This is a genomic window from Enterococcus sp. AZ078 (genome assembly GCF_051714985.1).
In the GTDB taxonomy this organism is placed as follows: Bacteria; Bacillota; Bacilli; order Lactobacillales; family Enterococcaceae; genus Enterococcus_B; species Enterococcus_B hirae.
In genome coordinates this window covers 2,124,721-2,150,400 of record NZ_JBIOSW010000001.1, presented here as the reverse complement: position 1 = coordinate 2,150,400, position 25,680 = coordinate 2,124,721, and the positions used below count along the sequence as shown (strand labels likewise).

Genomic DNA, 25,680 nt, shown 5'->3' with positions numbered 1-25,680 from the left:
TCCTTCTTGATTGTGGTAGACGAAAGGGGTAATTTTTATGTTTAGATACAATGTACGCGGTGAAAATATCGAAGTAACTGAAGCGATTCGTGACTACGTTGAGAAAAAAGTAGGAAAACTTGAACGCTATTTCAGTGATGCACCCGATGCTACAGCACATGTAAATTTAAAAGTTTATACTGAAAAAACAGCGAAAGTGGAAGTAACTATTCCATTACCTTATCTTGTATTGCGTGCCGAAGAAACATCACCTGATCTTTATGCAAGTATTGATTTGGTAGTTGACAAATTGGAACGACAAATCCGCAAATTCAAAACAAAAATTAACCGTAAATCTCGCGAAACCGGTATGAACACAGCCGATGCAGCGGTATTATTCAATAACGAAGCTGACGATGCAGATCATGAAAATGATTCTGAATTAGACATTGTCCGTACGAAACGTTTATCACTGAAACCAATGGACAGTGAAGAGGCTGTTCTACAAATGAACATGCTTGGTCATAATTTCTTTATTTTTGAAGATGCAGAAACCAATGGTACAAGTATCGTTTACCGTCGTAAAGATGGCAAATACGGTTTGATTGAAACCGACTGATAAATAACAATTAGAAAAAGCAGTAAAAAGCTTGTGGCAAACCCTTCACGGTTTGCCACAGCTTCTTTTTTGTCTACGTCAGAAATTGTGAATTAATTGTGAATATATTACATTAATTGTGTTAAGATATTTCAATTATCTAGAACTAATGATAAAATAGAAACTAGAATCTACATAATCTGGATAATATATGTAAAAAGGAGATTATACAACGCATGGCCAATTTTATTCGTTCGATTATCGAAAATGATAAAAAAGAACTAAAACGTTTAGATCGTATTGCTAAAAAAGTAGAAGATCATGCTGACGAAATGGCAGCATTAACAGATGAACAATTACAAGCAAAAACAGCTGAGTTTAAAGCTCGCTATCAAAAAGGGGAAACTTTAGATCAATTATTACCGGAAGCCTTTGCGGTAGTTCGTGAAGCTGCCAAACGAGTGTTGGGACTTTATCCTTACCATGTACAATTGATGGGGGGGATCGTTCTTCACGATGGAAATATCCCAGAGATGCGTACTGGTGAAGGGAAAACTTTAACAGCGACAATGCCTGTTTATTTGAATGCATTGACGGGAGAAGGCGTTCACGTCGTTACTGTCAATGAATACCTGGCTACTCGTGACTCCTCTGAAATGGGCGAATTATATAACTTTTTAGGTTTAACAGTTGGCTTGAATATCAATTCAAAATCAGCGGACGAAAAACGAGATGCTTACAATTGTGATATTACCTATAGTACCAATAATGAATTAGGTTTCGACTATCTAAGAGACAACATGGTCGTTTATCGTCATCAAATGGTTCAAAGACCATTGAATTATGCGATTGTCGATGAAGTCGATTCGATCTTGATCGATGAAGCAAGAACACCGTTGATTATTTCAGGTCAAGCTGAAAAATCAACAGCTTTATATACAAGAACAGATAATTTTGTGAAACGTTTGAAAGAAGAAGAAGATTATAAAATCGATGTGCAATCGAAAACAATCAGCTTGACTGAAGCGGGGATCGAGAAAGCCGAAGAAACATTTGGCTTAGAAAATCTATATGATATCGAAAATACTGCCTTAACCCACCATCTGGATCAAGCATTGCGTGCCAACTATATCATGATCTTGGATATTGATTATGTGGTCCAAGATGGAAAAGTCTTGATCGTTGACCAATTTACTGGTCGTATCATGGATGGACGCCGCTACTCTGATGGATTACATCAGGCGATTGAAGCAAAAGAAGGCGTAGAGATCGAAGACGAAACGAAAACGATGGCGACAATCACGTTCCAGAACTATTTCCGAATGTATAAGAAACTGTCAGGTATGACTGGTACAGCAAAAACAGAAGAAGAAGAGTTTCGGGAAATCTATAATATTCAAGTTTGTCAAATCCCAACAAATCGTCCAGTCATTCGTGACGACCGACCTGATTTGTTATATCCAACATTGACTAGCAAGTTCCAAGCGGTGGTGCAAGACATCAAAGAACGTTACCGCAAAGGACAACCTGTTCTTGTCGGAACGGTAGCAGTAGAAACTTCAGAATTATTGTCTGATATGTTGAATCGTGAACGTATCCCACATGAAGTATTGAATGCAAAAAACCACTTCAAAGAAGCGGAAATCATCATGAATGCTGGTCAAAAAGGTGCGGTGACGATTGCAACGAATATGGCCGGACGTGGTACAGATATCAAGTTGGGACTTGGTGTCAGAGAACTAGGCGGACTAGCTGTTATCGGGACAGAACGTCATGAATCACGTCGTATCGATAACCAATTACGTGGTAGGGCTGGACGTCAAGGAGACCCAGGGATGTCTCAATTCTATCTTTCATTGGAAGATGATCTGATGAAACGATTTGGTTCTGAACGGATCAAAGCATTCTTAGATCGCATGAAAATCGGTGAAGAGGATGCAGTGATCCAAAGTAAGATGCTGACAAAACAAGTGGAATCAGCACAAAAACGTGTCGAAGGAAATAACTACGATACTCGTAAAAATGTCTTACAATACGATGATGTAATGCGAGAACAACGCGAAGTTATCTACAAACAACGTCAAGAAGTCATCATGGAAGAAACAAGTTTGTCTAAACCAATGATGAATATGATCAAACGTACGATCAGTCGGGTAGTAGATGCACACACACAACTAGAAAAAGAAAACTGGAACCTTGAAGGAATCGTTGATTTTGCAGGTAGTACATTAGTCCATGAAGACAGTATCTCAATCGATGATCTTAAAGGGAAAGAACCGCAACAGATCAAAGAATATTTAAATGAGTTAGCCCAAGAAGTATTTAATACGAAAGCTAACCAGCTCAACGGACCTGAACAATTACTAGAATTTGAAAAAGTAGTCATTCTACGAGTAGTGGATTCGAAATGGACCGATCATATCGATGCTATGGATCAATTACGCCAATCAATCGGTCTTAGAGCATATGGACAAAACAATCCATTGGTTGAGTATCAAACAGAAGGATACAAGATGTTTGAAGAGATGGTTGGAGCGATCGAATATGAAGTGACTCGTCTCTTTATGAAAGCTGAGATTCGTCAAAATGTTCAACGGGAGCAAGTGTCAACCGGCGAAGCAGTTCAACCAACTACCGGTGATGCAAAAGAAAATAGCAACACAAGTGCCAAAAAACAACCGGTTCACGTGAACAAAGTAGGCAGAAATGATCCTTGTCCATGTGGTAGCGGGAAAAAATATAAAAACTGTCATGGAAAAGATGAGAACTAATTTTTGACAGCTAGTAGATAAGATTGGTGAGATCGGTTCTTTTTGATTAAGAATCGTCTCACCTTCTTTCTGTTATGAAGCGTTTCTGTTAAACTAAAGTGGTTGAATAAAACATAAAATAATGTAGATAGAAAGAGGGAAGTTTATGGAGATTTCAGAAATCCGTAACTTATTAGCTGAGATGGAAGAAAAGGTCACAAGTTTCAGGAGGTCTCTTTGACTTAGATCGGTTGGAAGAAGACATCGCTGAAGCTGAAGCCAAAATGGCAGAGCCTGGTTTTTGGGATGATAGCGAAGCAGCACAAAAAGTGATCAATGAAAACAACACAAATAAAGAAACGTATGATCAATTCAATGCGTTAGCTGAAGAATTAGAAGAGTTAGCCCTAATGGTAGAAATGTTGCAAGAAGAACCAGATGCACAAATGCAACAAGAAGCTGAAGACAGAATCCAACTATTAGACGAAAAAATGAAGACGTATGAATTAGCCATGCTTTTAGATGGTCCATATGATCGCAACCATGCAATCGTCGAACTTCATCCTGGAGCAGGGGGTACAGAATCCCAAGACTGGGGAAGTATGTTGTTACGCATGTATACACGTTGGGCAGAACAACATGGCTACCAAGTGGAAACATTGGATTACCAAGCAGGGGATGAAGCAGGAATAAAAAGTGTGACTTTACTGATCAAAGGGCATAATGCATATGGCTATTTAAAATCGGAAAAAGGTGTACACCGGCTTGTTCGGATCTCCCCTTTTGATTCAGCCAAACGGCGCCACACTTCGTTTTGTTCGGTCGATGTGATGCCAGAACTAGATGAAACGATTGATGTTGCGATCAACCCAGATGACTTGAAGATCGATACGTACCGAGCAAGCGGTGCTGGAGGACAACATATCAATAAAACAGAGTCTGCCGTTCGGATCACTCATCTTCCAACAGGAACGGTCGTAGCTAGTCAAGCGCAGCGTTCACAATTAAAAAACCGAGAACAAGCAATGAGCATGTTGAAAGCGAAATTGTATCAACTTGAGGTTGAAAAGAAAGAACAAGAAGCTGCAGCATTGCGTGGGGAGCAAAAAGAAATTGGTTGGGGTTCACAAATTCGTTCCTATGTCTTCCATCCATATTCAATGGTAAAAGATCACCGGACAAACGTAGAAACTGGTAATGTTCAAGCTGTAATGGATGGCGATTTAGACTTATTTATTGACGGATATTTAAAAATGCACCTCTAAATAGTTGACTTTAATTGAAATAAAATTGTAAGATTTTGAAAGCAAGATGAAACATTACCATGCTATAATGGTGAGAGACTGAGAAAAGATATGGAGAGAACGCCATGATTGAAATGAAGGATGTCATGAAAAAGTACTCAAATGGTACGACTGCAATCCGAAATTTATCGGTTGTTATCGATCAAGGAGAGTTCGTTTATGTAGTTGGTCCATCAGGGGCTGGGAAATCTACATTCATCAAATTGATGTATCGAGAAGAAAAAGCGTCAAAAGGAACCTTAAATGTTGCTGGTCATGATTTAATGGCAATCAAAAACAAAGATGTTCCTTACTTACGCAGAGAAATCGGGGTAGTTTTCCAAGACTACAAACTGTTGCCGAGAAAAACAGTTTACGAAAATGTCGCTTATGCGATGCAAGTAATCGGTAGAAAACCACGAGATATCAAAAAACGTGTGATGGAAGTGTTAGATCTTGTTGGATTGAAACATAAAGTGCGTGTTTTTCCAAGTGAGCTATCTGGTGGGGAACAGCAACGGGTATCGATTGCCCGTGCAATCGTAAATACGCCGAAAGTATTGATTGCTGACGAACCTACAGGAAATCTAGATCCGGAGAATTCTTGGGAGATCATGAAGTTATTGGACCGAATCAATGCTCAAGGGACAACGGTCGTTATGGCAACCCATAACAGTACGATCGTGAATACAATTCGTCATCGAGTGATCGCCATCGAAAATGGACGAATCATACGTGACCAAGCGGAAGGGGAATATGGATACGATGATTAGAACCTTTTTCCGACATTTATTAGAGAGTATCAAGAGTTTAAAGCGTAACGGCTGGATGACTGTCGCTTCAGTGAGTGCCGTGACGATCACATTAACATTAGTTGGGGTGTTCATGGCTGTGATTATGAATGCAACGAAACTAGCCGAAGATATCGAAGGTAACGTAGATGTTTCTGTTTTCGTTGATATTGGCACGAATGAAAAAGATATGAAGACTCTTGAAAAACAATTAAAAGAGATTGATCACGTCAAAAGTGTCAAATTCTCAAGTAAAGACCAAGAGTTGAAAAAGATCCAGGATGCTATGGGGAATTCATGGAGTTTATTTGAAGGAGATAATAACCCGTTATATGATGTTTATGTCGTTCAAACGTCAGAACCTTCTTATACGAAACAAGTATCTCAAGAAGCCGGAAAATTAGCGAATGTTTCTCGCGCGGATTACGGTGGAACGTCTTCAGATAAAATTCTTAAGCTTGCAGGAACCGTTCGAACATGGGGCTTAGCTGCAGCAGCATTATTATTGTTTATTGCAATGTTTTTGATTTCAAATACAATCAGAATCACGATCTTATCTCGCCAAAAAGAAATTCAAATCATGCGATTAGTTGGTGCCAAAAACGGCTACATTCGTTGGCCATTCTTTTTAGAAGGTGGCTGGATTGGTTTGATCGGTGCAATTATTCCGGTATTGCTGATTACATTTGGGTACCAAGAAGTATTCCGAATGCTTAACCCTTCATTATTGCGCTCCCACTATTCCTTGATCCAACCACAGGATATCGTGTGGAAAATCAACGCTTTGATGGCTGGGATCGGAATCATTATCGGTTCATTAGGATCAATTATTTCGATGAGAAGATTCTTGAAGTTTTAATTCATTTCCATCGTTTCACCATATGAAAGGATGGAACGAGTTGTTTCAAGAAGATCCAACAACTTTAAAGTTTAAATGGATGATTCAATGAATCAGCAGACAGAAATTCATTTTTCTGTCTGCTTTTTTAGTTGAGATTGGGACAAAACTCGTCTCAGTCTCTTCTAGTATCTCTAATAACGAATAAACGGCGTTCAAGAAGCAACTCCTCAACAATAAGTGATGATTTTCTAAAATATGAGGAGCTATTTTAAAAAATCCTCTCTTATTCGCTCGGAGCTAAACGCTTCTTTCACGACCTCTTGCTAAACGGTGTTCAAACATCAGCTCCTTGAAATAAGCCTGAATTTTTCAAAACATGAGAAGCTGTTTCAAAAAATTCTTTCTTATTGTCATCAGAGCTACCCGATGTTTTCACGACCTCTGATTCACGGTGATACAAAAGCAGCATCTTCGGAAAATTTGCCGAAATTTACCAAAAATTTGAGAAGCACCAAGTAGATAATAATCAACATCAAAAACTAGTTTTTGTGTTTCTTGTCAATTTTCGGAAATTCCTTCTTATTTCTTGATGCTAAACACTTTTGTCTCAACTTCTTTGTAAAACGCTATCATTTTTTGTCTCATAATATAAAATAAAAAAATAATATCAAGTAATGATCAATAGGAGGTCATATCGGTTCAGCAGTAGGTATTTTAATTCATTGAGATCATTATCTGTCTGATACTTTCACTTTACTTTAAAAAACATCTCGGCTATTCTTAAGTAGGTGTAAAAGTGAAGAGGTGAGCCATGAGAGTAGTTGTTGATAATTTTTTTACGATCATCTTAATTGCGAATATCTTATTATCAATTGTCATTGTTTTTCGTGAACGAAAAGAAACCGCTCAGACATGGGCATGGTTGTTAGTATTAATGTTTATTCCGATTGTCGGTTTTCTTTTATATATCTTTTTTGGCAGAGGTATTTCACAAGACAAGATCTTTGATTTGAAGATCCAAGGGAAAATCGGGAAGAACTTGGAAATTGAAGAAGACAAACAAGCCTTGATGCGAGGACTTTATCCGCATCCACCAACAGGACAAGTTGATGTCAAGCAACTAATCTATATGCTGACAGTGTTTGAAAGTACATTGTACACAACTGGAAATGAAGTGACTTTATTTACGGATGGACGAGAAAAATTTGATGCATTGATTGAAGACATCAAGCAGGCAAAAGATCATATCCATCTACAATATTATATTTATCGGGGCGATGCTCTGGGTAAGGAAGTGCGTGACGCGCTGACTGAAGCAGCTCAAAGAGGGGTCAAAGTCCGTGTATTATTAGATGCTTGGGGGTCTACCCAAGTAAATGCAAAATTTTTCCACGAATTACAGGTAGCTGGTGGTGAAGTCGCTTTTTTCTTTCCACTATTTGTCCCTTATATCAATCCACGAATCAATTATCGAAACCATCGGAAAATCGTTGTCATTGATGGGAAAATTGGTTATACTGGTGGATTCAATGTAGGAAACGAATATTTAGGAGAAGTTTCAAAGTTTGGTTATTGGCGAGACAATCATTTGCGAATCTACGGGGAAGCAGTTTATACGCTACAAAATCGTTTCTTGATGGATTGGAACTCGCAGCACGTGAAAGAAGTCAGCTATGCACCAAAATTTTTCCCAAAAATTGATTCTGTAGGCACTTTAGCACTTCAAATCGTCACAAGTGGCCCAGATTCTGAGCATGAACAAATCAAATTGACTTATTTAAAAATGATTTCATTAGCAAAAAAAGAAATATTGATTCAAACGCCTTACTATATCCCAGATGAATCCATTCATGAAGCATTGAAATTAGCCTTGCTTTCTGGTGTCAAAGTTCAGATTCAGATTCCCAATAAACCTGATCATCCGTTAGTCTATTGGGCAACTTATTCTTTTGCAGCAGAACTAATCGAATATGGTGCAGTGATCGAAACCTATGAAAATGGGTTTATCCATGCTAAGACCATGATCATTGACAGTGGAATAGTTTCAATTGGTTCAGCAAATATTGATGTCCGTTCATTCAAATTAGACTTTGAAGTGAATGCGTTGATCTATGATGAAGGAATGGCGACTCACGTAAGAAAAGCTTTCTTTGCTGATTCAAGAAAGTCACAACTGTTAACCAAAGAACGCTATGAAAATCGAGGATTTATCATCAAATTAAAAGAAGGTTTGGCACGATTGATCTCGCCATTATTATAATTGCTACTTCCAGCTAATCAAAAAGGACATGAGGGAGGCGTCTAAGACGTCAGCTCATGTCCTTTTTCTGTCGGGGCCATTTCTGTAAACTGTCAGAAATGGAGAAAGCGTCTCACAGGAACAAAACTAACTTTGGGGTACTTCTTGTTTTTGGGGAAAGCAAGAAATAAGTTAGATAATGTTTGATAAAGAGACACATTTCAAAGCCAGTATAGCATAGAATAACCTAATGAGATAGTGTTTTTTTATTAATAATCATTATTTTTGTTATTTTATAATTTTAATTCGTTTTCAAGTATTTTGTTAAATGTTAAAATGAACTTACTTTAGGACTGAAGGAGATTTCTAAATGAAAAAATTAAAATTACTTTTACCAATAATAGGATTAACTATTCTTTTATCAGGTTGTTCAAAATGGATCGATCGAGGAGAATCCATTACAGCTGTTGGGTCTTCCGCATTGCAACCATTAGTTGAAACAGTCGCTGAATCTTTTCAGGCTGCAAACCCTGGGAAATTCATCAATGTCCAAGGAGGAGGAAGTGGAACTGGATTATCTCAAGTCCAATCTGGAGCAGTAGATATCGGGAATTCTGATTTATTTGCGGAGGAAAAATCTGGAATTGATGCATCTGCTTTAGTTGATCATCGGGTGGCTGTAGTTGGGATCACACCGATCGTTAACAAGGAAGTGGGCGTTAAAGACATCTCAATGGAAAACTTACGGAAGTTATTTACGGGTGAAATCACCAACTGGAAAGAACTTGGCGGGAAAGACCAACCAGTGGTTATTTTAAATCGTGCATCAGGAAGTGGGACACGTAGTACTTTTGAAAAATGGGTCCTTGATGGAGAAACGGCGATTCGTGCGCAAGAACAAGATTCAAGCGGAATGGTGCGACAAATCGTTGCAGATACTCCAGGAGCAATTAGTTATGTCGCTTTCTCATATGTAACCAACGATGTGGCTACTTTGAGTATTGATGGTGTAGAGCCAACCGATGACAACGTTACGACCAATAAATGGATCATTTGGGCTTATGAACATATGTATACAAAAAATCAACCAAAACAGTTAACGAAAGAGTTTTTAAACTACATGCTATCAGAAGAAGTTCAAAATAATATCGTAGGTGAATTAGGTTATATTCCGGTTTCACGTATGCAAGTAGAACGTGATTGGGAAGGAAATATTGTAAAATAATCATCTTTACACAATCTTTACAAACTTCGCATAAATTTTACATGTTATTAAACTCAAATTGATGTTCGCTTTGTACACTGTATAAGTATGTTAAACCTTACTGGGGGGGAATCATCTGTGGAAGATGTGAAAAAAGTATTATTAACAAAATCAAAACGTTCAAAAATGGAGCAGCGTGGTAAATTCATCAGCTTCTTATGTATCGCCTTGATCGTTCTAGTAGTAGTAGCCATTTTTTATTTTGTTGCAAGTAAAGGATTAGCGACCTTTTTCGTTGATAAAATCAACGTATTTGATTTCTTGTTTGGAACGAATTGGAATCCTGGACAAATTGGTGCAGATGGTAAACCGATGGTCGGGGCATTACCAATGATCGCTGGTTCGTTTATCGTTACTTTTTTATCTGCGATCATCGCGACACCTTTTGCCATCGGTGCAGCGGTCTTCATGACAGAGATATCTCCAAAAAATGGCACAAAAATCTTGCAACCAGTCATTGAACTATTAGTTGGTATTCCATCTGTTGTTTATGGTTTTATTGGATTATCAGTCATCGTACCATTTATCCGAAACATTTTTGGCGGAACTGGTTTTGGTATTTTAGCTGGGACATTTGTTTTGTTTGTCATGATCTTACCAACTGTGACGACTATGACAGTCGATGCCTTAAAAGCTGTGCCGCGTCATTATCGTGAAGCATCATTAGCTTTAGGAGCTACACGTTGGCAAACGATCTATAAAGTCGTTTTACGAGCTGCTGTACCGGGAATCTTGACAGCCGTTGTATTTGGTATGGCACGTGCATTTGGTGAAGCATTAGCGATCCAAATGGTCATCGGGAATGCTGCCTTGATGCCAACAGGATTAACAACTCCTGCTTCAACATTGACATCGATTTTAACAATGGGGATCGGAAATACGATCATGGGAACAATTGAAAACAACGTGTTATGGTCATTAGCTTTGATCTTGCTATTGATGTCATTAATCTTTAATATCGTGATCCGAATGATTGGTAAGAAAGGGGCATTGAAATAATGAACGCAAAACGCTCTGATAAAATCGCAACGGGAGTCCTTTATGCAATATCGGGAATTATTGTATTAATCTTAGCTGCGTTACTTTTATATATTTTAGTTCGAGGAATTCCTCATATCTCTTGGTCATTTTTAACTGAACCATCAAAAGCCTATCAAGTAGGCGGCGGAATCGGTATCCAATTATTTAACTCGATTTATTTATTATTGATCACGATGATCATCAGTTTTCCGCTTTCTTTAGGAGCCGGTATTTACCTTTCGGAATATGCTGGTAAAAACTGGTTGACTGATGTTATCCGTACTTCAATTGAAATATTAAGCTCATTACCATCTGTAGTCGTTGGTTTGTTTGGCTTTTTAGTTTTTGTTATCCAATTCCAGTATGGCTTCTCCATTATCTCTGGGGCACTAGCTTTAACAGTTTTTAACTTACCTCTATTGACGAGAACGGTAGAAGAATCTTTACAAGCGGTGCATTACACACAGCGTGAGGCAGGGCTTGCATTAGGTTTGTCACGTTGGGAAACAGTGATTCGTGTAGTTGTACCTGAGGCAACTCCAGGGATTTTAACAGGAGTCATTTTAAGCTCAGGGAGAATTTTTGGGGAAGCAGCAGCTTTGATCTATACAGCTGGGCAAAGCGCGCCTGCACTTGATTTCTCAAACTGGAATCCATTGAGTGTCTCTAGTCCAATCAGTATTTTCCGTCAAGCTGAAACACTAGCTGTTCATATTTGGAAAATCAATACGGAAGGAACGATGCCAGATGGCGTATCAGTATCTGCTGGAGCATCTGCGGTCTTAATTATCGCAGTATTACTATTCAATTTTGGTGCTCGTGCGATTGGTAAACGTTTATACCGGAAAATGACTTCAGCTTAAGGAGAAGAAGTAAGATGAAAGAATATAATTGGAATGAAAGAAATATCATCACAATGGGTCAAGAAAAAGAAATTGCCCTTTATACAGATGATCTTCATGTTTGGTACGGTGACAACGAAGCAATCAAAGGTGTTGATCTGGAATTTGAAAAGAATAAGATCACAGCTTTAATCGGTCCTTCTGGCTGTGGTAAGTCTACTTATTTACGTTCGTTGAATCGGATGAATGATGGGATCGCAAATACTAAGGTAACTGGTAAAATCATGTACAAAGATGTCGATATCAATGCGCCACAAATTGATGTCTATGAGATGCGTAAGCGAATCGGAATGGTTTTCCAACGACCAAATCCATTTAGTAAATCAATCTATGAAAATATCACGTTTGCATTGAAGCAACATGGCGAAAAGAACAAGAAGAAATTAGATGAGATCGTTGAGACCAGCTTGAAACAAGCCGCATTATGGGATCAAGTAAAAGATAGCCTGGATAAAAGTGCTTTAGCCTTGTCAGGTGGTCAACAACAACGTTTATGTATTGCACGTGCGATTGCGATGAAACCGGATATCTTGTTATTAGATGAACCAGCCAGCGCACTTGATCCGATTTCTACTGGGACAGTGGAAGAAACATTGGTGAATCTAAAAGATGATTACACGATCATCATTGTGACCCATAACATGCAACAAGCAGCTCGTATCAGTGACTATACTGCCTTTTTCTACTTAGGAAAAGCGATCGAATACGATAAAACGAATAAGATATTTACTAGACCAAAAATTAAAGCGACCGAAGATTATGTATCGGGTCATTTTGGGTAAGACGGAGGATTCGTTATGACAAAAGAAATTATCTCATCAAAAGATCTTCACTTATATTATGGAAAAAAAGAAGCGTTAAAAGGAATCGATCTAAGCTTCAATCAAGGCGAAATCACAGCGATGATTGGTCCTTCTGGCTGTGGTAAATCAACTTATCTACGCTCATTGAATCGAATGAATGATTTGATACCGAGTGTGACGATCACTGGAAGTGTCCTGTATAAAGGAAAAGATATCTATGGCCCTAAAACGGACATTGTTGAATTGCGTAAAGAAATTGGAATGGTCTTCCAACAACCAAATCCTTTTCCCTTTTCGATTTACGAAAATGTGATCTATGGGTTAAAACTAAAAGGCGAAAAAGATAAAAAAGTCCTTGATCAAGTAGTCGAAGAAAGTTTAAAGGCTGCATCTGTGTGGGATGATGTCAAAGACAAACTGCATAAAAGTGCCTTATCCTTATCAGGTGGTCAACAACAACGGGTATGCATTGCAAGAGTGTTAGCCGTCAATCCAGAAATTATTTTGTTAGATGAGCCAACTAGTGCGCTTGATCCTGTTTCTACTGGGAAAATTGAAAGCATGCTCTTGGAATTAAAGGAAAGATATACTATGATTATAGTTACGCATAATATGTCACAAGCTTCACGGATTTCTGATAAAACAGCCTTTTTCTTAGATGGGAATTTAATTGAGTTCAATGATACGAAAAAAATCTTTATGACTCCAGAAAAACAAGAAACGGAAGACTATATCTCAGGGCGATTTGGATAAGGAGGAAACGAAATGTTACGTACACAGTTTGAAGAAGAACTACTTAACCTTCATAATCAATTTTATGAGATGGGGATGATGGTAAGTAGTGCAGTGCATAAATCAGTTCGTTCTTATATCAAACATGATAAAGCACTTGCTCAAGAAGTGATCGAAAATGATATTAAAATCAACGACATGGAAACACGTTTAGAGAAAAAAAGTTTTGAAATGATTGCTTTGCAACAACCAGTGACTACAGACTTACGGATGATTATTACCGTGATGAAAGCTAGTTCTGATTTGGAACGAATGGCAGATCATGCGGTTTCAGTTGCCAAATCAACGATCCGTGTGAAAGGTCAAACCAGAATCCCAGAGATCGAAAAAGAAATCTCTGATATGTCTGATTATGTCAAAAAAATGGTGGACAATGTGTTGGTTGCTTACGTCAAAACAGATGAAAAAGATGCTCGAACGATCGCAAATATGGATCAACGGGTCAATGATTATTTCAATCGCATCTACAATGCAACGATCAAAAATATGCAGTCTGATCCAGAAACAGTCATCAGTGGGACAGATTATCTAAATGTTGCCAGCTACTTAGAACGGATTGGCGATTATGTAACGAATATTTGTGAATGGATCGTGTATCTAGCTACAGGAAAAATCACCGAATTAAACTCAAATCATAACGAAATTTTCTAACTCTTGAAGATTGAAAAGTAACGATCAACGTGTGAGTTATAAGAAATAAGCCGAAAAATTCCAAAATAGGAAATATCCTAGGAATTCTTCGGTTTTTTTGTAACTTGAAGACTTAGAGTGAATATTGCTGACTTCTCTGAGAGAAAAAGGTCAAGACTAATTGTCATTTGTATAATCGAAATTCAGCGACTAGTCTTTGTTTTTTCAACTCGTTCAATTATAATAAGAGCATAGAGATGAAAAGGAGTGAAAGAAGATGAAATTTGTTGAGCAAGATTTTGCTTATTATGAGCGCACAATCAAAAGAATGTATCAAAGTTATTATTGGAAGCGAATTCTAATCTTAGCATTCGTACTCGTGATTGTTCTGGCTTATACAGGCATCTTTCAGGAACATTTGCTTTATAATGTTTTACTGATGATAATCATTGCTGGGGGAGGTATTTATCTTTATCTGCAAAAACAAAAATTTCCAGAGGTCTATCAAAAATATCTAGAGATAAATCAACCAGAAGCAAAAATCGTTAAGATCCAAGAAGCAGAGTATAGCTATAATGATCTTGAAGACAAGAGTGTCAGGATTAACAAAACTGGTATGCGTAATTTGCCGTCAAGGAATAAACAATATACATTGATGGTTGGATTCTCCAAGTCCTTTTTTCCGCGTGAACCACTTCAAATTGTTTATTATGATATGCTTGAACTAACCTATGAAGAAAAGTTTCGTTTGAAGCGAAACGGCTATCATTCAATGCCACGTTTTTTGCGTCGGTTTACATTTAGTAATTTAAAAGAAAGCATTGGTAATATGGGACGTTTTATTGTCGGAAATATATTTTTACTAGTTATCCTGTTTCGTGTTATACGCTATTTATGGTCATTTATCCAATTGCTTTTTTAATATCCATAATATTCATACATAATTCATAAAAAATTAGAAAACAATATTTCTTGCCATAAAAAGGGAAAGAAATATTGTTTTTAAAGCATTATTGGCTGGTTCAATGGGAAGTAAATCGTTCAGTAACTCAAGTTGGAGAAAAAGTTACAACTTAAGTCCTATGACTTTTTCTTCCATTCCGTGCATAATATGAATGTAAGGAAAAGCTTGCAAACTATATTTGCTTAAGGAGGCAATTTCCATGAAAGAAAGAGAACGTATTTTAGACTTAGTTAAAAAAGGGATCCTTTCCACTGAAGAGGGCTTAGATTTATTAGAAAGCATGGCAACTGAGAAAGATGAAAAGCAAATCGCAAAAGAAGCAGATAAAGTAACTGCTAGTCATAAAGAAAAAGATCAAGCAACTCAATTGATCGATGAATTGGAAAATGGCACATCAGAAGAAATCCATTTTAATGCCGATCCAAAACAAAATGAAAAAGAAGATCAAGAAAATTTGGAACGTATCTTAGATGAGTTAGCAACACAAGCCAATCAAACGTCGGCTCATTTAGACGAAGTGAATGAAAAGTTAGCACAAAATAAAGCGGCACGCAATGACAAACAGGAAACATTGATGCAGCTGAATACCAAAGAAGAATTGGATGAACTAACAGAAGATGAGCTTCTCCAAAGAAAGACTCTTGAATCTGAGATCAAGGAATTAGAAGCTGCGAGTGAACAATTAACAGAAGAACAATTGAAACTAGAAGCAGAATTAAAAGATATTCGCAAAAACCAATGGACAGAAAAGAAAGAAACAATTGCTGATAAATTTGAGTTACCGGATGACTGGAAAGAACAAGCCAACGATACATTGAACCAAGTTGGAGAAAAAATGTCTGAAGCTGGTTCTCAGCTAGGCAAGTTTTTGCGGAAGACATTCCAAACGGTATCGGAAACAGTTAATGAAAACATGGAATGGAAAGATGTCAATCTCCGTGTACCAGGTATCGCAACGACAAAATTTGAACACGAATTTTATTATGAAGCACCTGCAGCAAGTATTCTTGATATCAAAGCTGCAAACGGAAATGTCACATTGAAAACTTGGGAAAGTGAAGATGTGAAAGTTGAAGCTAAAATCAAATTATACGGTAAAATGAATGCAGAACCATTCGAGGCATTCTTAGAACGTAGTCAAATTGAAGTCAATGATGAGCATGTCTCATTCCAAATTCCAAATAAACGTGTACGTGCGGATCTAGTCTTTTATTTACCAAAACGAGTATATGACCATACAGCAATCAAATTGTTAAATGGGAATATTACGATTAACGACTTAGAAGGTAAAGATGTGTACACCAAATCGACAAATGGAAATATCGTCATTCAAAAATTACAAGCAACCATGCTTGAAATTGAAGGCGTTAATGGGAATATCGATGTTCAATCAGGTGCAATCTTAGATTCGATCATCGAAACAGTGAATGGTACGGTCACTGTAGGAACAACCCCTGAAAATCTTTCCGTTTCTCTCGTTAATGGGGATGTACGGTTGACAATGAAAGAAGAACATTTGAAAAAAATTGAAGCAAGTTCAGTCAATGGCAATGTCAAAGTAGCTTTACCAACAGGAATTGGCATGGAAGGTAATGCGAAAACAAGTTTAGGCAGCATCAACAGCCGCCTGACTGATTATGAAGTAATCCGTGAAAAAAAAGAACGGACCAATCAATTACTACAGTTCCGTCGTCTCTCTGAAAATGAGGTAGCTAGAATCCAATTATCGACTACGACTGGTAGTATTTATTTAAAAGATACGGATCAATAAAGTAATCAACCGGTGAGTTAGCTTATTCTAACAATCGAAAGCAGGATTGATAAGTGGGATGTACGTTCACTATTAGACGATGATACTTGGTCATTCGTTCCTTTAACGAGGAAAAGCAAAAATCTTTGGAGAAAAAGTGTAGTGAGAATGAACAGTTTATCTATTGTCACACTCTTTTTCTTCCATTAAAATGAATAGAACAGAGGTGAAAGTAAAATGAAAAGAAAATTGACAAAATCAAATAAAAATATTGTTTTGACTGGTACATTAGCTGGGATCGCAGAATATCTTGGAATTGATCCAACGGTAGTTCGTGTGATCTATGTATTCCTAAGCTTAGTGGCATTTGGAAGTCCAGTTATCTTATATATTTTATTGGCTTTGCTCATCCCTTCTGGACGAAACAAACAGACTCGTTATGGGCATGAAAACCAATATTATCAAAATAATAATTATCATCATGAACAAACAAAAAAACGTAAAGAGGCGGAAAAGGTCAATGCTGACGAATGGAGTGACTTCTAATGTCTTATCTTCAGCGCCTCATCGTGAATACGTTGACGTTCATCTCTCTGGCAGTGATTTTTCCGACGATGATTTATGTAGATAGTATTTGGACAGCTATTTTAGCAAGTTTCGTATTGTCCATCTTGAATATGTTCATCAAACCTATTCTAACAATTTTATCACTACCATTCACTTTAGTGACACTGGGCTTGTTCACATTTGTCATCAATGCGGCAATCTTGAAGATGACTTCCTTTTTTGTTGGAGCATCTAATTTTAATTTTGCTTCCTTTGGTTCAGCTTTTTTGATTGCTGTGATCATGTCAGTGGTGAATATGATTGTCAGTGAACACAATAGTAGAAGGTAAACGTGAACAATCGATAATGACTAAAAGGGTACATCCATGGGAAATGTTTTAAATTCCCTGGTTGTACCTTTTTGCTTTGTTTTATAAAAAAAGTGAATTTAAAATAAAAACGTTTTTTTTATTTGGTAGTACTTTTTGTCAGACAATGATAAAATGGGAAGGAACACTCTAATAGAAATGAGGTAGCACGAATGGCAGAAGTTGTAAAAGTAAGCCAATTAGTAGAAAAATTATCATTAGAAATAGTGACTGGTGATGAAAAGAGTTTGGAGCGTGTTATCGTAACTGGTGACATCTCAAGACCTGGTTTAGAATTGACCGGTTATTTTAATTATTATTCACATGATCGTTTACAATTATTTGGGAGCAAAGAGATTAGCTTTGCTGAACGGATGATGCCGGAAGAAAGACTGATGATCATGAGAAGATTGTGCAGTGAGGATATGCCAGCATTCATTATTTCTCGGGGGCTTCCAGCTTCTGAAGAAATGATTCAAGCAGCCAACGAATACGGTATGGCTGTCTTACGTTCACCAATCTCCACATCCCGTTTGCTTGGAGAATTATCTAGTTATTTAGATGGTCGTTTAGCTCCTAGAACGAGCGTTCATGGTGTGCTAGTCGATGTTTATGGGTTAGGTGTACTCATTCAAGGGGATAGCGGAATTGGTAAGAGTGAAACCGCATTAGAATTAATCAAACGTGGTCATCGCCTGATTGCTGATGACCGAGTAGATGTTTATCAACAAGATGAACTGACAGTCATTGGTGAACCACCAAAAATCTTAGAACACTTGATAGAAATCAGAGGGATCGGAATCATTGATGTCATGAACTTGTTTGGAGCAAGTGCTGTCCGTGGTTCAATGCAAGTGCAGTTAGCCGTTTATTTAGAAGCCTGGGCGAAGGACAAAAAATATGATCGACTAGGTTCTGAAGATACTTCTGTGGAAATTGCAGAAGTGGGGATTCCACAAATAAAAATACCTGTCAAAACTGGACGAAACGTGGCCATCATCATCGAAGTTGCAGCAATGAATTTCCGAGCAAAAACGATGGGATTTGATGCAACAAAAACGTTTGAAGAAAGATTAAGTCGTCTGATCGAAGAAAATTCAGGGGCACAATAGCAAGGAGTGGAAACATGATAGCGCAAATCGATCGGGTAGCGTTCAATCTTTTAGGAATACCAATCTATTGGTATGCTTTGATCATTGTATCGGGAATAATTATTGCCATGTGGCTAAGTAGCCGTGAAGCCGTACGAGTTGGCTTAAAATCTGAGGATGTCACTGATTTTATGTTGTGGGGATTGCCACTTTCAATTATTGGCGCACGGTTGTACTATATTTTATTTGATTTACCACAATATATAGCTGATCCTATTCAAATATTCAATATCCGTTCTGGCGGGTTAGCTATTTATGGTGGATTAATCGCAGGTGCCATTACTTTATACTTCTTTACCAAATACCACTTTATTTCCATGTGGACATTTTTAGATATAGCAGCACCAAGTGTCCTACTCGCTCAAGCAATTGGGCGCTGGGGAAATTTTATGAATCATGAAGCTTATGGCCCTGTCACGACGAGAATCTTTTTAGAAAATCTTCATATCCCAAGATTCATAATTGATAATATGTACATTGAAGGTTTTTATCGTCAACCTACCTTTTTATATGAATCCGTTTGGAGTTTGATTGGCTTTATCCTACTCCTATTTTTAAGAAACAAAAAGCATTTACTGAAAAAAGGAGAAGTTTTACTTGTTTATGTGATGTGGTACAGCTTCGGGCGCTTTTTTATCGAAGGATTACGGACAGATAGTTTATACTTCTTAGGTGTTATTCGTATCTCCCAATTGTTGTCAGCCTTTTTATTCGTTGGGACAATTATTCTGTTTATCTGGCGTAGAAAAAAAGGAAATTTACCAGATTACGATCGCACTTTTGGTAAAAATCAAATGATTATCTAATTTACAGAGCTAAAAAAATGAAAAAAATAGCAGGAGTGGTAAAATGAAATATAGGGTGGCAGTCTTAGGAGCTGGCTCATGGGGGACAGCTCTTGCGCAAGTTCTTGCTGAAAATGGACATGATGTTCGCCTATGGGGACATCGTCAATCGCAAATAGACGAGATCAACCAACAACACACCAATCAAAAATATTTACCCGACTATCATTTGTCAACGTCAATCCGTGGTTTTAGTGAGTTGGAACAGGCAGTTCAAGATATTGATGCCTTGTTATTCGTGATTCCGACACGAGCCATTCGCTCTGTAGCACAAGAGGTGGTCACTAAATTGAATACCAAGCCTGTAATCATTCATGCAAGCAAGGGTCTAGAACAGGAAACACACAAACGGATCTCAGAAATTCTTTTAGAAGAGATCCCGAGTGACAAACGTCAATCCATTGCTGTTTTATCTGGTCCGAGTCACGCAGAAGAAGTAGCAAATCATGACATTACTACGATCACAGCTGCTAGCACAGATCAAAAAACAGCTTCCTTTGTCCAAAGGTTATTCATGAATCATTATTTTAGGATTTATACCAACCCTGATGTGATTGGGGTTGAAATGGGGGCTGCATTGAAAAATATTATTGCTCTTGGTGCAGGAGCAATCCACGGATTAGGTTTCGGGGATAATGCAAAAGCTGCTATTATGACTAGAGGTTTAGCTGAAATCAGTCGTTTAGGTGTTGCCATGGGTGCCAACCCATTGACTTTTATTGGTCTTAGTGGTGTGGGCGATTTGATCGTTACTTGTACTAGTATCCATTCGCGAAATTGGCGAGCGGGCAATTTGTTAGGTAAAGGGCATGAACTGTCAGAAGTATTGGAAAATATGGGGATGGTTGTGGAAGGTGTCCATACGACAAAAGCCGCAAAAGAACTTGCTCAGCAAGTAGGTGTAGACATGCCAATCACTCAAACAATTTATGAAGTACTTTATGAAAATAAAAATGTACAAATTGCGGCAAGAGAAATCATGTTGCGAGATGGAAAAAAAGAAAATGAATTTTCACGATTAATTTTTTAGAGGAGAGATGACAAATGAAAGTAAAAAAAGCAGTTATTCCAGCAGCAGGTTTAGGAACAAGATTTTTACCTGCAACAAAAGCGATGGCAAAAGAAATGCTTCCAATCGTTGACAAACCAACGATTCAATTTATCGTAGAAGAAGCACTTAAATCAGGGATCGAAGACATTTTGATCGTCACTGGGAAAGCAAAACGACCAATCGAAGACCATTTTGATTCAAATATCGAGTTAGAAACGAATTTGAGTGAAAAAGGGAAAACAGAATTATTGAAGTTGGTTGAAGAAACAACTGATGTAAATCTACACTTCATTCGTCAATCTCATCCAAAAGGGTTAGGACATGCTGTATTACAAGCCCGTGCTTTTATCGGTAATGAACCTTTTGTTGTGATGTTAGGTGATGATATCATGGAAGATGAAGTACCTTTGACACAACAATTGATTGATGACTATGAGCGGACACATGCATCAACAATCGCAGTGATGGAAGTGCCACAAAAAGATACGTCTAAATACGGAATTATTAATCCTGGTGAAGAATTAGAAGAAGGATTGTTCAATGTTAAAAACTTCGTTGAAAAACCAGACCCAAGTAAAGCACCAAGTAATTTAGCTATTATTGGACGCTATTTATTAACTCCCGAAATCTTTGATGTTTTGGCAGAACAACAACCAGGTGCTGGGAATGAGATCCAACTGACAGATGCGATTGATACATTGAATAAAACACAACGAGTATTTGCTCGTAACTTTACAGGCAAACGCTATGATGTTGGTGACAAGTTTGGTTTCATGAAAACCAGTATCGAATACGGCTTGACTCATCCAGAAGTCGGCGAACCATTAAAAGAATATATCAAAGAGCTAGGGAAACAATTAGAAGCTGATCAAACGATGGTACCAAAAAAAGACAACAAAAAAATTGAATCAAAAGATGAGCTGAAAAAATAAATTTTTTAGCAATGAAAGCTTCAACTGCTCTTATCCAAAAAAAGTAGTTGAAGCTTTGCTATTTTTTATTTGTTTAAAAAATGCGAAAATGCTATGCTTATAGAAAGAGTATCAGAAGGGAGTTCGAGTATGACAGGCGGAGAAATTGCTGGGCTGATTGCGGCCATCGCATTTGCAGTCCTCGTTGTTTTTATCATAAGAGTATTGTTACAATTATCAAAAACATTAGAAAAAGTGGATCAAACAGTGGCAGAAGCAAATACGACGATTGAAGTCGTCACCAAAGATGTCGATCTTTTGTCAAGGCAGGTGGAAGGTTTACTAGTCAAAAGTAATGAATTGCTTTTAGACATCAATGGGAAAGTAGAAACGATTGATCCATTATTTACAGCTATCGCGGATTTAAGTGAAAGCGTGTCAGAATTGAATACATCAAGTAAAAATATCGTAACCAAAGTTGGTGGGATTGGGCGTACAACAGCTAAAGCTACCGTGGCTGGAAAAGTTGGTGGCACAGCTTTAAAGTTTTTCAAAAATAAAAAACATACAGAAAAGACTGGAGGAATTTAATTATGGCAAAAAAAGGTGGATTTTTACTAGGAGCAGTTATTGGTGGGACAGCAGCGGCAGTCGCAGCATTATTATTAGCACCAAAGTCAGGAAAAGAACTACGCGATGAACTTGCTGCACAAGCAGATGATTTACTTGATATGGCTTCAGACTACACGGATATGGCAAAAGAAAAATCAGCGACATTAACAGACATCGCAAAAGAAAAAGCGCAAGATCTATCCCAACAAGCTGGTGACTTAGCTGGTAGCGTGAAAAATAAAGTCAATCATTCTGCCAATGATGTCGAAGATGAGTCTGAAGACATTTTATTAACATTAAAAGAACAATCAGAAGATCTTTCTCATCGCTTCAAGAAATCAGCAGATGAGCTTAAAAAGCCAGTCGGACAAATGAATGAAACAGTTAAAGATGCATCTGAAGATATGATGATCAATGCGAAAGATGCTGCAGGTGAAGCTGGACAAACAGTCAAAGAAGGCATTGCTGAAGCAAAACCAGTCGCAAAAGATGCGCAAGCAATGGCAGATATGGCTAAAGAAGACGTAAAAGCTAAAAAAGAAGATTTAAAAGATACATTTACTGACAATGGAAAATAGGCAATTTCTATTTTTTGTAAATAATCAATAGATGCTATCTCGATTTTGGTTAATCGAACGGAACAAGTGATGAATATCAAAGCTAGCAAAGTTTCCTAGCTTTGATATTTTTTTGTTTGATAATTACTAGAATAATACATAATGTAAAGGTCTAATTTGCGTAATCACTTGATAGCATGCTTATCACCATGAGAGTGAAGACACTATAAAAGAACCAGAATGATCAGAAGAATTCGTAAAATCTAATGGTAACCAGAGCTCTTTGGTATGAATGGGTCAACAACAATTAGTGAGGTTGAAGATAAGAAAAAAATGAGTCTAGGACTAACAGTCGCCCTAGACTCATTAATAGATGTAGAAGTGATCCACGGCGTTCAAGAAGCAACTCCTCAACAATAAACGATAATTTTCTAAAATATGAGAAGCTATTTTAAAAAATCATCGCTTATTCGTTCGGAGTTAACCGCTTCTTTCACGATCTTACTCAATAACCAATAATTCTTTTGGCGTAGTTGTAAATGGAATACAGCCGTCTTTTGTCACATAGACACAGTCTTCGATTCGAACACCTACTTGATCAGGGATATAGATTCCTGGTTCAAGGGAGAAGCACATGCCTTCTTCGATGACTAAATCATTTCCTGCTACAAGGGAAGGAAATTCATGGACAGTGGTTCCGATTCCGTGACCTAGACGATGATTGAAGTATTCGCCATAGCCATAGCTATTGATTACATTTCTTGCAATTTGATCTAGTTCGGCAGCCGTTACGCCGGGACGTACAGCTGCTTGGGCAGCTAATTGTGCCTCAAGTGTGATTTGATAAATTTTTTCCTGAAATTCAGTTGGTTTTTTATAGGCTACAGTTCGAGTAGCATCGCTGCAATAACCATCCCAAACAACACCTAAATCAAACAAAACAAGTTCATTAGGCGAAATTTTTGTGCTGCCTGGAGCACCGTGGGGGCTTGCTGCGTTTTTACCAGCTAAAACAAGCGTGTCAAACGACATTTGCGAAACACCTTGTTTTTTTAGTTGATATTCGATTTCTGCAATGATTGCTTGCTCAGTAACACCTTCTTTTACTGCCTTAAAGCCGATTTCAAAGGCAACATCTGCCCATTTACCAGCAGCAAGTAATTGGTCTTTTTCTTCCAGTGTTTTGATTAATTGGAGACGTTGAATGATTGCTGTTAAATCAGTAAAGTTGTCAGAACCAGTTAGAACATCTGAAATGGCATCGAAACGATCAACGGTTAACGCATTTTTTTCGATTCCGATATTTCCAGGCTGACCATAACGGTGACGAATTTCTTTCCCAATGATTTCCCAAGGATTTTCGCTGTCTAAATAGCCACGAACATCAAAAGACCATGCACTGTTTTGTGCATCTTCAACTTCTAAAGCCGGAGTGAATAAAAAAGGATCCTGTTCAAGTGGGATAAATAGTGCTAAGACACGTTCATGGGGTTCACTTTCGTATCCTGAAAAATAAGCGATGTGTCCTGGATCACTAATATAGGCAAGATCCACTTGATTTTGAGCCATCCATTTACGTAATTCGTTGATTTTTACGTTATTCATTTTGGCATCCTTCTTTCTAATTTATTGAATTATTAGATAATTGTACCACTTAATGTTTCAAAGACCAACGTATAAAAGTGAAAAAATGAATTATTTTCATGAAAGCGGTAGTAAAACGGTTGCAATTTTGAGTATTATTTGTTATCCTGTTTTAGAAATGTAAAGCGTATTTTCAGAAAACATATAAAAATGAACAGGAGAGCAAGAATGGAAAAGCAAACAATTACTATTTATGATGTAGCGAGAGAGGCAAATGTTTCGATGGCTACTGTTTCACGTGTCGTTAACGGGAATCCGAATGTCAAACCTGCGACTAGAAAAAAAGTGTTAGAAGTCATTGATCGATTGGACTATCGTCCGAATGCTGTTGCACGTGGGCTAGCAAGTAAGAAGACAACGACAGTAGGGGTAATCATTCCAGATGTCAGCAATATGTTTTTTGCTTCTTTAGCACGTGGGATCGATGATGTTGCTACAATGTACAAATACAACATCATTTTAGCAAATTCAGACGGCAATGATCAAAAAGAAGTGAATGTATTAAATAACTTGTTAGCAAAACAAGTAGATGGCGTGATCTTCATGGGACATCATATCACTGATGAAATCCGTGGTGAGTTTTCTCGATCTAAGACTCCTGTAGTATTGGCTGGCTCAATTGACCCTGATGAACAAGTTGGAAGTGTGAATATCGATTACACTTCAGCAACTAAGGATGCTGTCAATAAATTAGCTAAGAATGGCAATAAAAAAATTGCCTTTGTCAGTGGGGCATTGATTGATCCAATCAATGGTCAAAATCGCTTGAAAGGATATAAAGAAGCACTTAAAGAAAATAATTTACCTTACAGCGAAGGTTTGATCTTTGAAGCAGAGTATAACTTTAAAGACGGATTAACCCTAGTTGATCGCATTCATAACAGTGGCGCAACAGCTGTTTATGTTTCAGATGATGAATTAGCTATCGGTATTTTAGATGGACTTTTAGATAAGGGTGTGAAAGTACCGGAAGAATTTGAGATCATTACAAGTAATAACTCATTGTTAACAGAAGTTGCACGTCCACGCCTAACAAGTATCACACAACCATTGTATGATTTAGGTGCCGTTTCAATGCGTCTATTAACAAAAATGATGAATAAAGAAGAAGTTGAAGAAAAAACAATTATCTTACCTTATGGAATTGAAGAAAAAGGATCGACGAAATAATAAGTGATTAACACTCCACTAGATGATGCTAGTGGAGTGTTTTTAACCTCTAAAAAGATTCAGTGATTGAAATAAGTAAACATTCGTTGAAGCTTTTAGCTAGTTAACAAGAACAACTATTTATTTTTTTGTAAAAATTTGGACAAATTTTAGCTTTTTATTCCGTATAATGAAATGGAATCTCTATCAGAAGAGAAAATCTAAAATGCCAGGAGTTAC

General features: G+C 37.5%; 25 protein-coding genes. 24 read left to right on the top strand and 1 reads right to left on the bottom strand.

From position 1 onward, the window contains the following. Window positions 1-37: 37 nt before the first annotated feature. From hpf to IGJ18_RS09920, 23 genes are all read left to right on the top strand, one after another. Complete coding sequence (hpf, locus tag IGJ18_RS10030; RefSeq protein WP_010718572.1) at window positions 38-598, top strand: ribosome hibernation-promoting factor, HPF/YfiA family; 561 nt, start codon at window positions 38-40, stop codon at window positions 596-598. Between the two features lie 215 nt (window positions 599-813). Beyond that, window positions 814-3,348, top strand: a complete 2,535-nt coding sequence (secA, locus tag IGJ18_RS10025) for a preprotein translocase subunit SecA (RefSeq protein ID WP_438843287.1) — start codon at window positions 814-816, stop codon at window positions 3,346-3,348. Between the two features lie 145 nt (window positions 3,349-3,493). After that, window positions 3,494-4,592, top strand: a protein-coding gene (prfB, locus tag IGJ18_RS10020; RefSeq protein WP_178243920.1) for a peptide chain release factor 2 whose coding sequence is annotated in 2 segments (ribosomal slippage) — window positions 3,494-3,565 and window positions 3,567-4,592 — 1,098 coding nt in all. Because the reading frame shifts where the segments join, the coding sequence is not laid out codon by codon here. Window positions 4,593-4,696: 104 nt separating this feature from the next. Continuing rightward, on the top strand, window positions 4,697-5,383 hold the full coding sequence (ftsE, locus tag IGJ18_RS10015; protein WP_010718569.1) for a cell division ATP-binding protein FtsE: 687 nt from the start codon (window positions 4,697-4,699) through the stop codon (window positions 5,381-5,383). Next, complete coding sequence (ftsX, locus tag IGJ18_RS10010) at window positions 5,376-6,260, top strand: permease-like cell division protein FtsX (protein WP_278250225.1); 885 nt, start codon at window positions 5,376-5,378, stop codon at window positions 6,258-6,260. Before ftsE ends, ftsX begins: the two co-directional genes overlap by 8 nt. A gap of 793 nt (window positions 6,261-7,053) precedes the next feature. After that, window positions 7,054-8,502, top strand: a complete 1,449-nt coding sequence (gene cls, locus IGJ18_RS10005; RefSeq protein ID WP_010718567.1) for a cardiolipin synthase — start codon at window positions 7,054-7,056, stop codon at window positions 8,500-8,502. Between the two features lie 349 nt (window positions 8,503-8,851). Then, entirely contained in the window at window positions 8,852-9,706 is an 855-nt protein-coding gene (locus IGJ18_RS10000) for a phosphate ABC transporter substrate-binding protein PstS (protein ID WP_010718566.1), read from the top strand. A 117-nt stretch (window positions 9,707-9,823) separates the two neighbouring features. Then, the gene (gene pstC / locus IGJ18_RS09995; RefSeq protein WP_010718565.1) at window positions 9,824-10,744 is read left to right on the top strand and encodes a phosphate ABC transporter permease subunit PstC; all 921 of its coding nucleotides are present in this window, start codon (window positions 9,824-9,826) and stop codon (window positions 10,742-10,744) included. Beyond that, a complete protein-coding gene (gene pstA / locus IGJ18_RS09990; RefSeq protein ID WP_010718564.1) occupies window positions 10,744-11,628 on the top strand; it encodes a phosphate ABC transporter permease PstA in 885 nt (294 codons plus the stop codon). Before pstC ends, pstA begins: the two co-directional genes overlap by 1 nt. A 14-nt stretch (window positions 11,629-11,642) precedes the next feature. Then, entirely contained in the window at window positions 11,643-12,449 is an 807-nt protein-coding gene (gene pstB, locus IGJ18_RS09985; RefSeq protein WP_010718563.1) for a phosphate ABC transporter ATP-binding protein PstB, read from the top strand. A gap of 15 nt (window positions 12,450-12,464) precedes the next feature. Next, window positions 12,465-13,223, top strand: a complete 759-nt coding sequence (gene pstB / locus IGJ18_RS09980; protein WP_010718562.1) for a phosphate ABC transporter ATP-binding protein PstB — start codon at window positions 12,465-12,467, stop codon at window positions 13,221-13,223. 12 nt (window positions 13,224-13,235) lie between these two features. Beyond that, entirely contained in the window at window positions 13,236-13,913 is a 678-nt protein-coding gene (phoU, locus tag IGJ18_RS09975; RefSeq protein WP_010718561.1) for a phosphate signaling complex protein PhoU, read from the top strand. Window positions 13,914-14,169: 256 nt separating this feature from the next. Then, complete coding sequence (locus IGJ18_RS09970) at window positions 14,170-14,814, top strand: hypothetical protein (RefSeq protein ID WP_034699165.1); 645 nt, start codon at window positions 14,170-14,172, stop codon at window positions 14,812-14,814. A 241-nt stretch (window positions 14,815-15,055) separates the two neighbouring features. Further along, the gene (gene liaX / locus IGJ18_RS09965; protein WP_010737970.1) at window positions 15,056-16,627 is read left to right on the top strand and encodes a daptomycin-sensing surface protein LiaX; all 1,572 of its coding nucleotides are present in this window, start codon (window positions 15,056-15,058) and stop codon (window positions 16,625-16,627) included. A 216-nt stretch (window positions 16,628-16,843) separates the two neighbouring features. Further along, the gene (locus IGJ18_RS09960) at window positions 16,844-17,152 is read left to right on the top strand and encodes a PspC domain-containing protein (protein WP_438843286.1); all 309 of its coding nucleotides are present in this window, start codon (window positions 16,844-16,846) and stop codon (window positions 17,150-17,152) included. Beyond that, window positions 17,152-17,502, top strand: a complete 351-nt coding sequence (locus IGJ18_RS09955; protein WP_010737969.1) for a phage holin family protein — start codon at window positions 17,152-17,154, stop codon at window positions 17,500-17,502. The genes IGJ18_RS09960 and IGJ18_RS09955 overlap by 1 nt, the downstream gene beginning before the upstream one ends. 191 nt (window positions 17,503-17,693) lie before the next feature. Next, window positions 17,694-18,632 carry an HPr(Ser) kinase/phosphatase gene (gene hprK / locus IGJ18_RS09950; RefSeq protein WP_010718556.1) on the top strand — a complete coding sequence of 313 codons (939 nt, stop codon included), beginning with the start codon at window positions 17,694-17,696 and terminating at the stop codon, window positions 18,630-18,632. Window positions 18,633-18,646: 14 nt separating this feature from the next. Next, window positions 18,647-19,477, top strand: a complete 831-nt coding sequence (gene lgt / locus IGJ18_RS09945) for a prolipoprotein diacylglyceryl transferase (protein WP_010718555.1) — start codon at window positions 18,647-18,649, stop codon at window positions 19,475-19,477. Between the two features lie 43 nt (window positions 19,478-19,520). Further along, on the top strand, window positions 19,521-20,546 hold the full coding sequence (locus IGJ18_RS09940) for an NAD(P)H-dependent glycerol-3-phosphate dehydrogenase (protein WP_010718554.1): 1,026 nt from the start codon (window positions 19,521-19,523) through the stop codon (window positions 20,544-20,546). A 14-nt stretch (window positions 20,547-20,560) separates the two neighbouring features. Beyond that, the gene (galU, locus tag IGJ18_RS09935) at window positions 20,561-21,499 is read left to right on the top strand and encodes a UTP--glucose-1-phosphate uridylyltransferase GalU (protein ID WP_010718553.1); all 939 of its coding nucleotides are present in this window, start codon (window positions 20,561-20,563) and stop codon (window positions 21,497-21,499) included. Window positions 21,500-21,628: 129 nt separating this feature from the next. Further along, window positions 21,629-22,069, top strand: coding sequence for a DUF948 domain-containing protein (locus IGJ18_RS09930; protein WP_010718552.1), 441 nt, complete (start codon window positions 21,629-21,631; stop codon window positions 22,067-22,069). A 2-nt stretch (window positions 22,070-22,071) separates the two neighbouring features. Further along, complete coding sequence (locus tag IGJ18_RS09925; RefSeq protein WP_034699167.1) at window positions 22,072-22,668, top strand: YtxH domain-containing protein; 597 nt, start codon at window positions 22,072-22,074, stop codon at window positions 22,666-22,668. Between the two features lie 267 nt (window positions 22,669-22,935). Further along, on the top strand, window positions 22,936-23,067 hold the full coding sequence (locus IGJ18_RS09920) for a hypothetical protein (RefSeq protein WP_278250468.1): 132 nt from the start codon (window positions 22,936-22,938) through the stop codon (window positions 23,065-23,067). Window positions 23,068-23,148: 81 nt separating this feature from the next. On the opposite strand, the gene IGJ18_RS09915 is transcribed toward IGJ18_RS09920, so the two are convergent. Next, complete coding sequence (locus tag IGJ18_RS09915; RefSeq protein ID WP_010737965.1) at window positions 23,149-24,252, bottom strand: M24 family metallopeptidase; 1,104 nt, start codon at window positions 24,250-24,252, stop codon at window positions 23,149-23,151. Window positions 24,253-24,459: 207 nt separating this feature from the next. On the opposite strand from IGJ18_RS09915, the gene ccpA reads away from it, so the two are divergent. After that, on the top strand, window positions 24,460-25,461 hold the full coding sequence (gene ccpA / locus IGJ18_RS09910; RefSeq protein ID WP_010718548.1) for a catabolite control protein A: 1,002 nt from the start codon (window positions 24,460-24,462) through the stop codon (window positions 25,459-25,461). Window positions 25,462-25,680: the final 219 nt, after the last annotated feature.

Excerpts from the sequence above, each read along its gene's own strand:
- IGJ18_RS09955 (WP_010737969.1), top strand. The coding sequence starts at position 17,152 with ATGTCTTATCTTCAGCGCCTCATCGTGAATACGTTGACGTTCATCTCT.
- IGJ18_RS09925 (WP_034699167.1), top strand. The coding sequence starts at position 22,072 with ATGGCAAAAAAAGGTGGATTTTTACTAGGAGCAGTTATTGGTGGGACA.
- phoU (WP_010718561.1), top strand. The coding sequence starts at position 13,236 with ATGTTACGTACACAGTTTGAAGAAGAACTACTTAACCTTCATAATCAA.
- IGJ18_RS09960 (WP_438843286.1), top strand. The coding sequence starts at position 16,844 with ATGAAAAGAAAATTGACAAAATCAAATAAAAATATTGTTTTGACTGGT.
- ccpA (WP_010718548.1), top strand. The coding sequence starts at position 24,460 with ATGGAAAAGCAAACAATTACTATTTATGATGTAGCGAGAGAGGCAAAT.
- galU (WP_010718553.1), top strand. The coding sequence starts at position 20,561 with ATGAAAGTAAAAAAAGCAGTTATTCCAGCAGCAGGTTTAGGAACAAGA.
- IGJ18_RS09970 (WP_034699165.1), top strand. The coding sequence starts at position 14,170 with ATGAAATTTGTTGAGCAAGATTTTGCTTATTATGAGCGCACAATCAAA.
- pstA (WP_010718564.1), top strand. The coding sequence starts at position 10,744 with ATGAACGCAAAACGCTCTGATAAAATCGCAACGGGAGTCCTTTATGCA.
- IGJ18_RS09940 (WP_010718554.1), top strand. The coding sequence starts at position 19,521 with ATGAAATATAGGGTGGCAGTCTTAGGAGCTGGCTCATGGGGGACAGCT.
- IGJ18_RS10000 (WP_010718566.1), top strand. The coding sequence starts at position 8,852 with ATGAAAAAATTAAAATTACTTTTACCAATAATAGGATTAACTATTCTT.
- hpf (WP_010718572.1), top strand. The coding sequence starts at position 38 with ATGTTTAGATACAATGTACGCGGTGAAAATATCGAAGTAACTGAAGCG.
- ftsX (WP_278250225.1), top strand. The coding sequence starts at position 5,376 with ATGATTAGAACCTTTTTCCGACATTTATTAGAGAGTATCAAGAGTTTA.
- lgt (WP_010718555.1), top strand. The coding sequence starts at position 18,647 with ATGATAGCGCAAATCGATCGGGTAGCGTTCAATCTTTTAGGAATACCA.
- IGJ18_RS09920 (WP_278250468.1), top strand. The coding sequence starts at position 22,936 with ATGAATGGGTCAACAACAATTAGTGAGGTTGAAGATAAGAAAAAAATG.
- pstB (WP_010718563.1), top strand. The coding sequence starts at position 11,643 with ATGAAAGAATATAATTGGAATGAAAGAAATATCATCACAATGGGTCAA.
- pstB (WP_010718562.1), top strand. The coding sequence starts at position 12,465 with ATGACAAAAGAAATTATCTCATCAAAAGATCTTCACTTATATTATGGA.
- IGJ18_RS09930 (WP_010718552.1), top strand. The coding sequence starts at position 21,629 with ATGACAGGCGGAGAAATTGCTGGGCTGATTGCGGCCATCGCATTTGCA.
- cls (WP_010718567.1), top strand. The coding sequence starts at position 7,054 with ATGAGAGTAGTTGTTGATAATTTTTTTACGATCATCTTAATTGCGAAT.
- IGJ18_RS09915 (WP_010737965.1), bottom strand. The coding sequence starts at position 24,252 with ATGAATAACGTAAAAATCAACGAATTACGTAAATGGATGGCTCAAAAT.
- liaX (WP_010737970.1), top strand. The coding sequence starts at position 15,056 with ATGAAAGAAAGAGAACGTATTTTAGACTTAGTTAAAAAAGGGATCCTT.
- ftsE (WP_010718569.1), top strand. The coding sequence starts at position 4,697 with ATGATTGAAATGAAGGATGTCATGAAAAAGTACTCAAATGGTACGACT.
- secA (WP_438843287.1), top strand. The coding sequence starts at position 814 with ATGGCCAATTTTATTCGTTCGATTATCGAAAATGATAAAAAAGAACTA.
- hprK (WP_010718556.1), top strand. The coding sequence starts at position 17,694 with ATGGCAGAAGTTGTAAAAGTAAGCCAATTAGTAGAAAAATTATCATTA.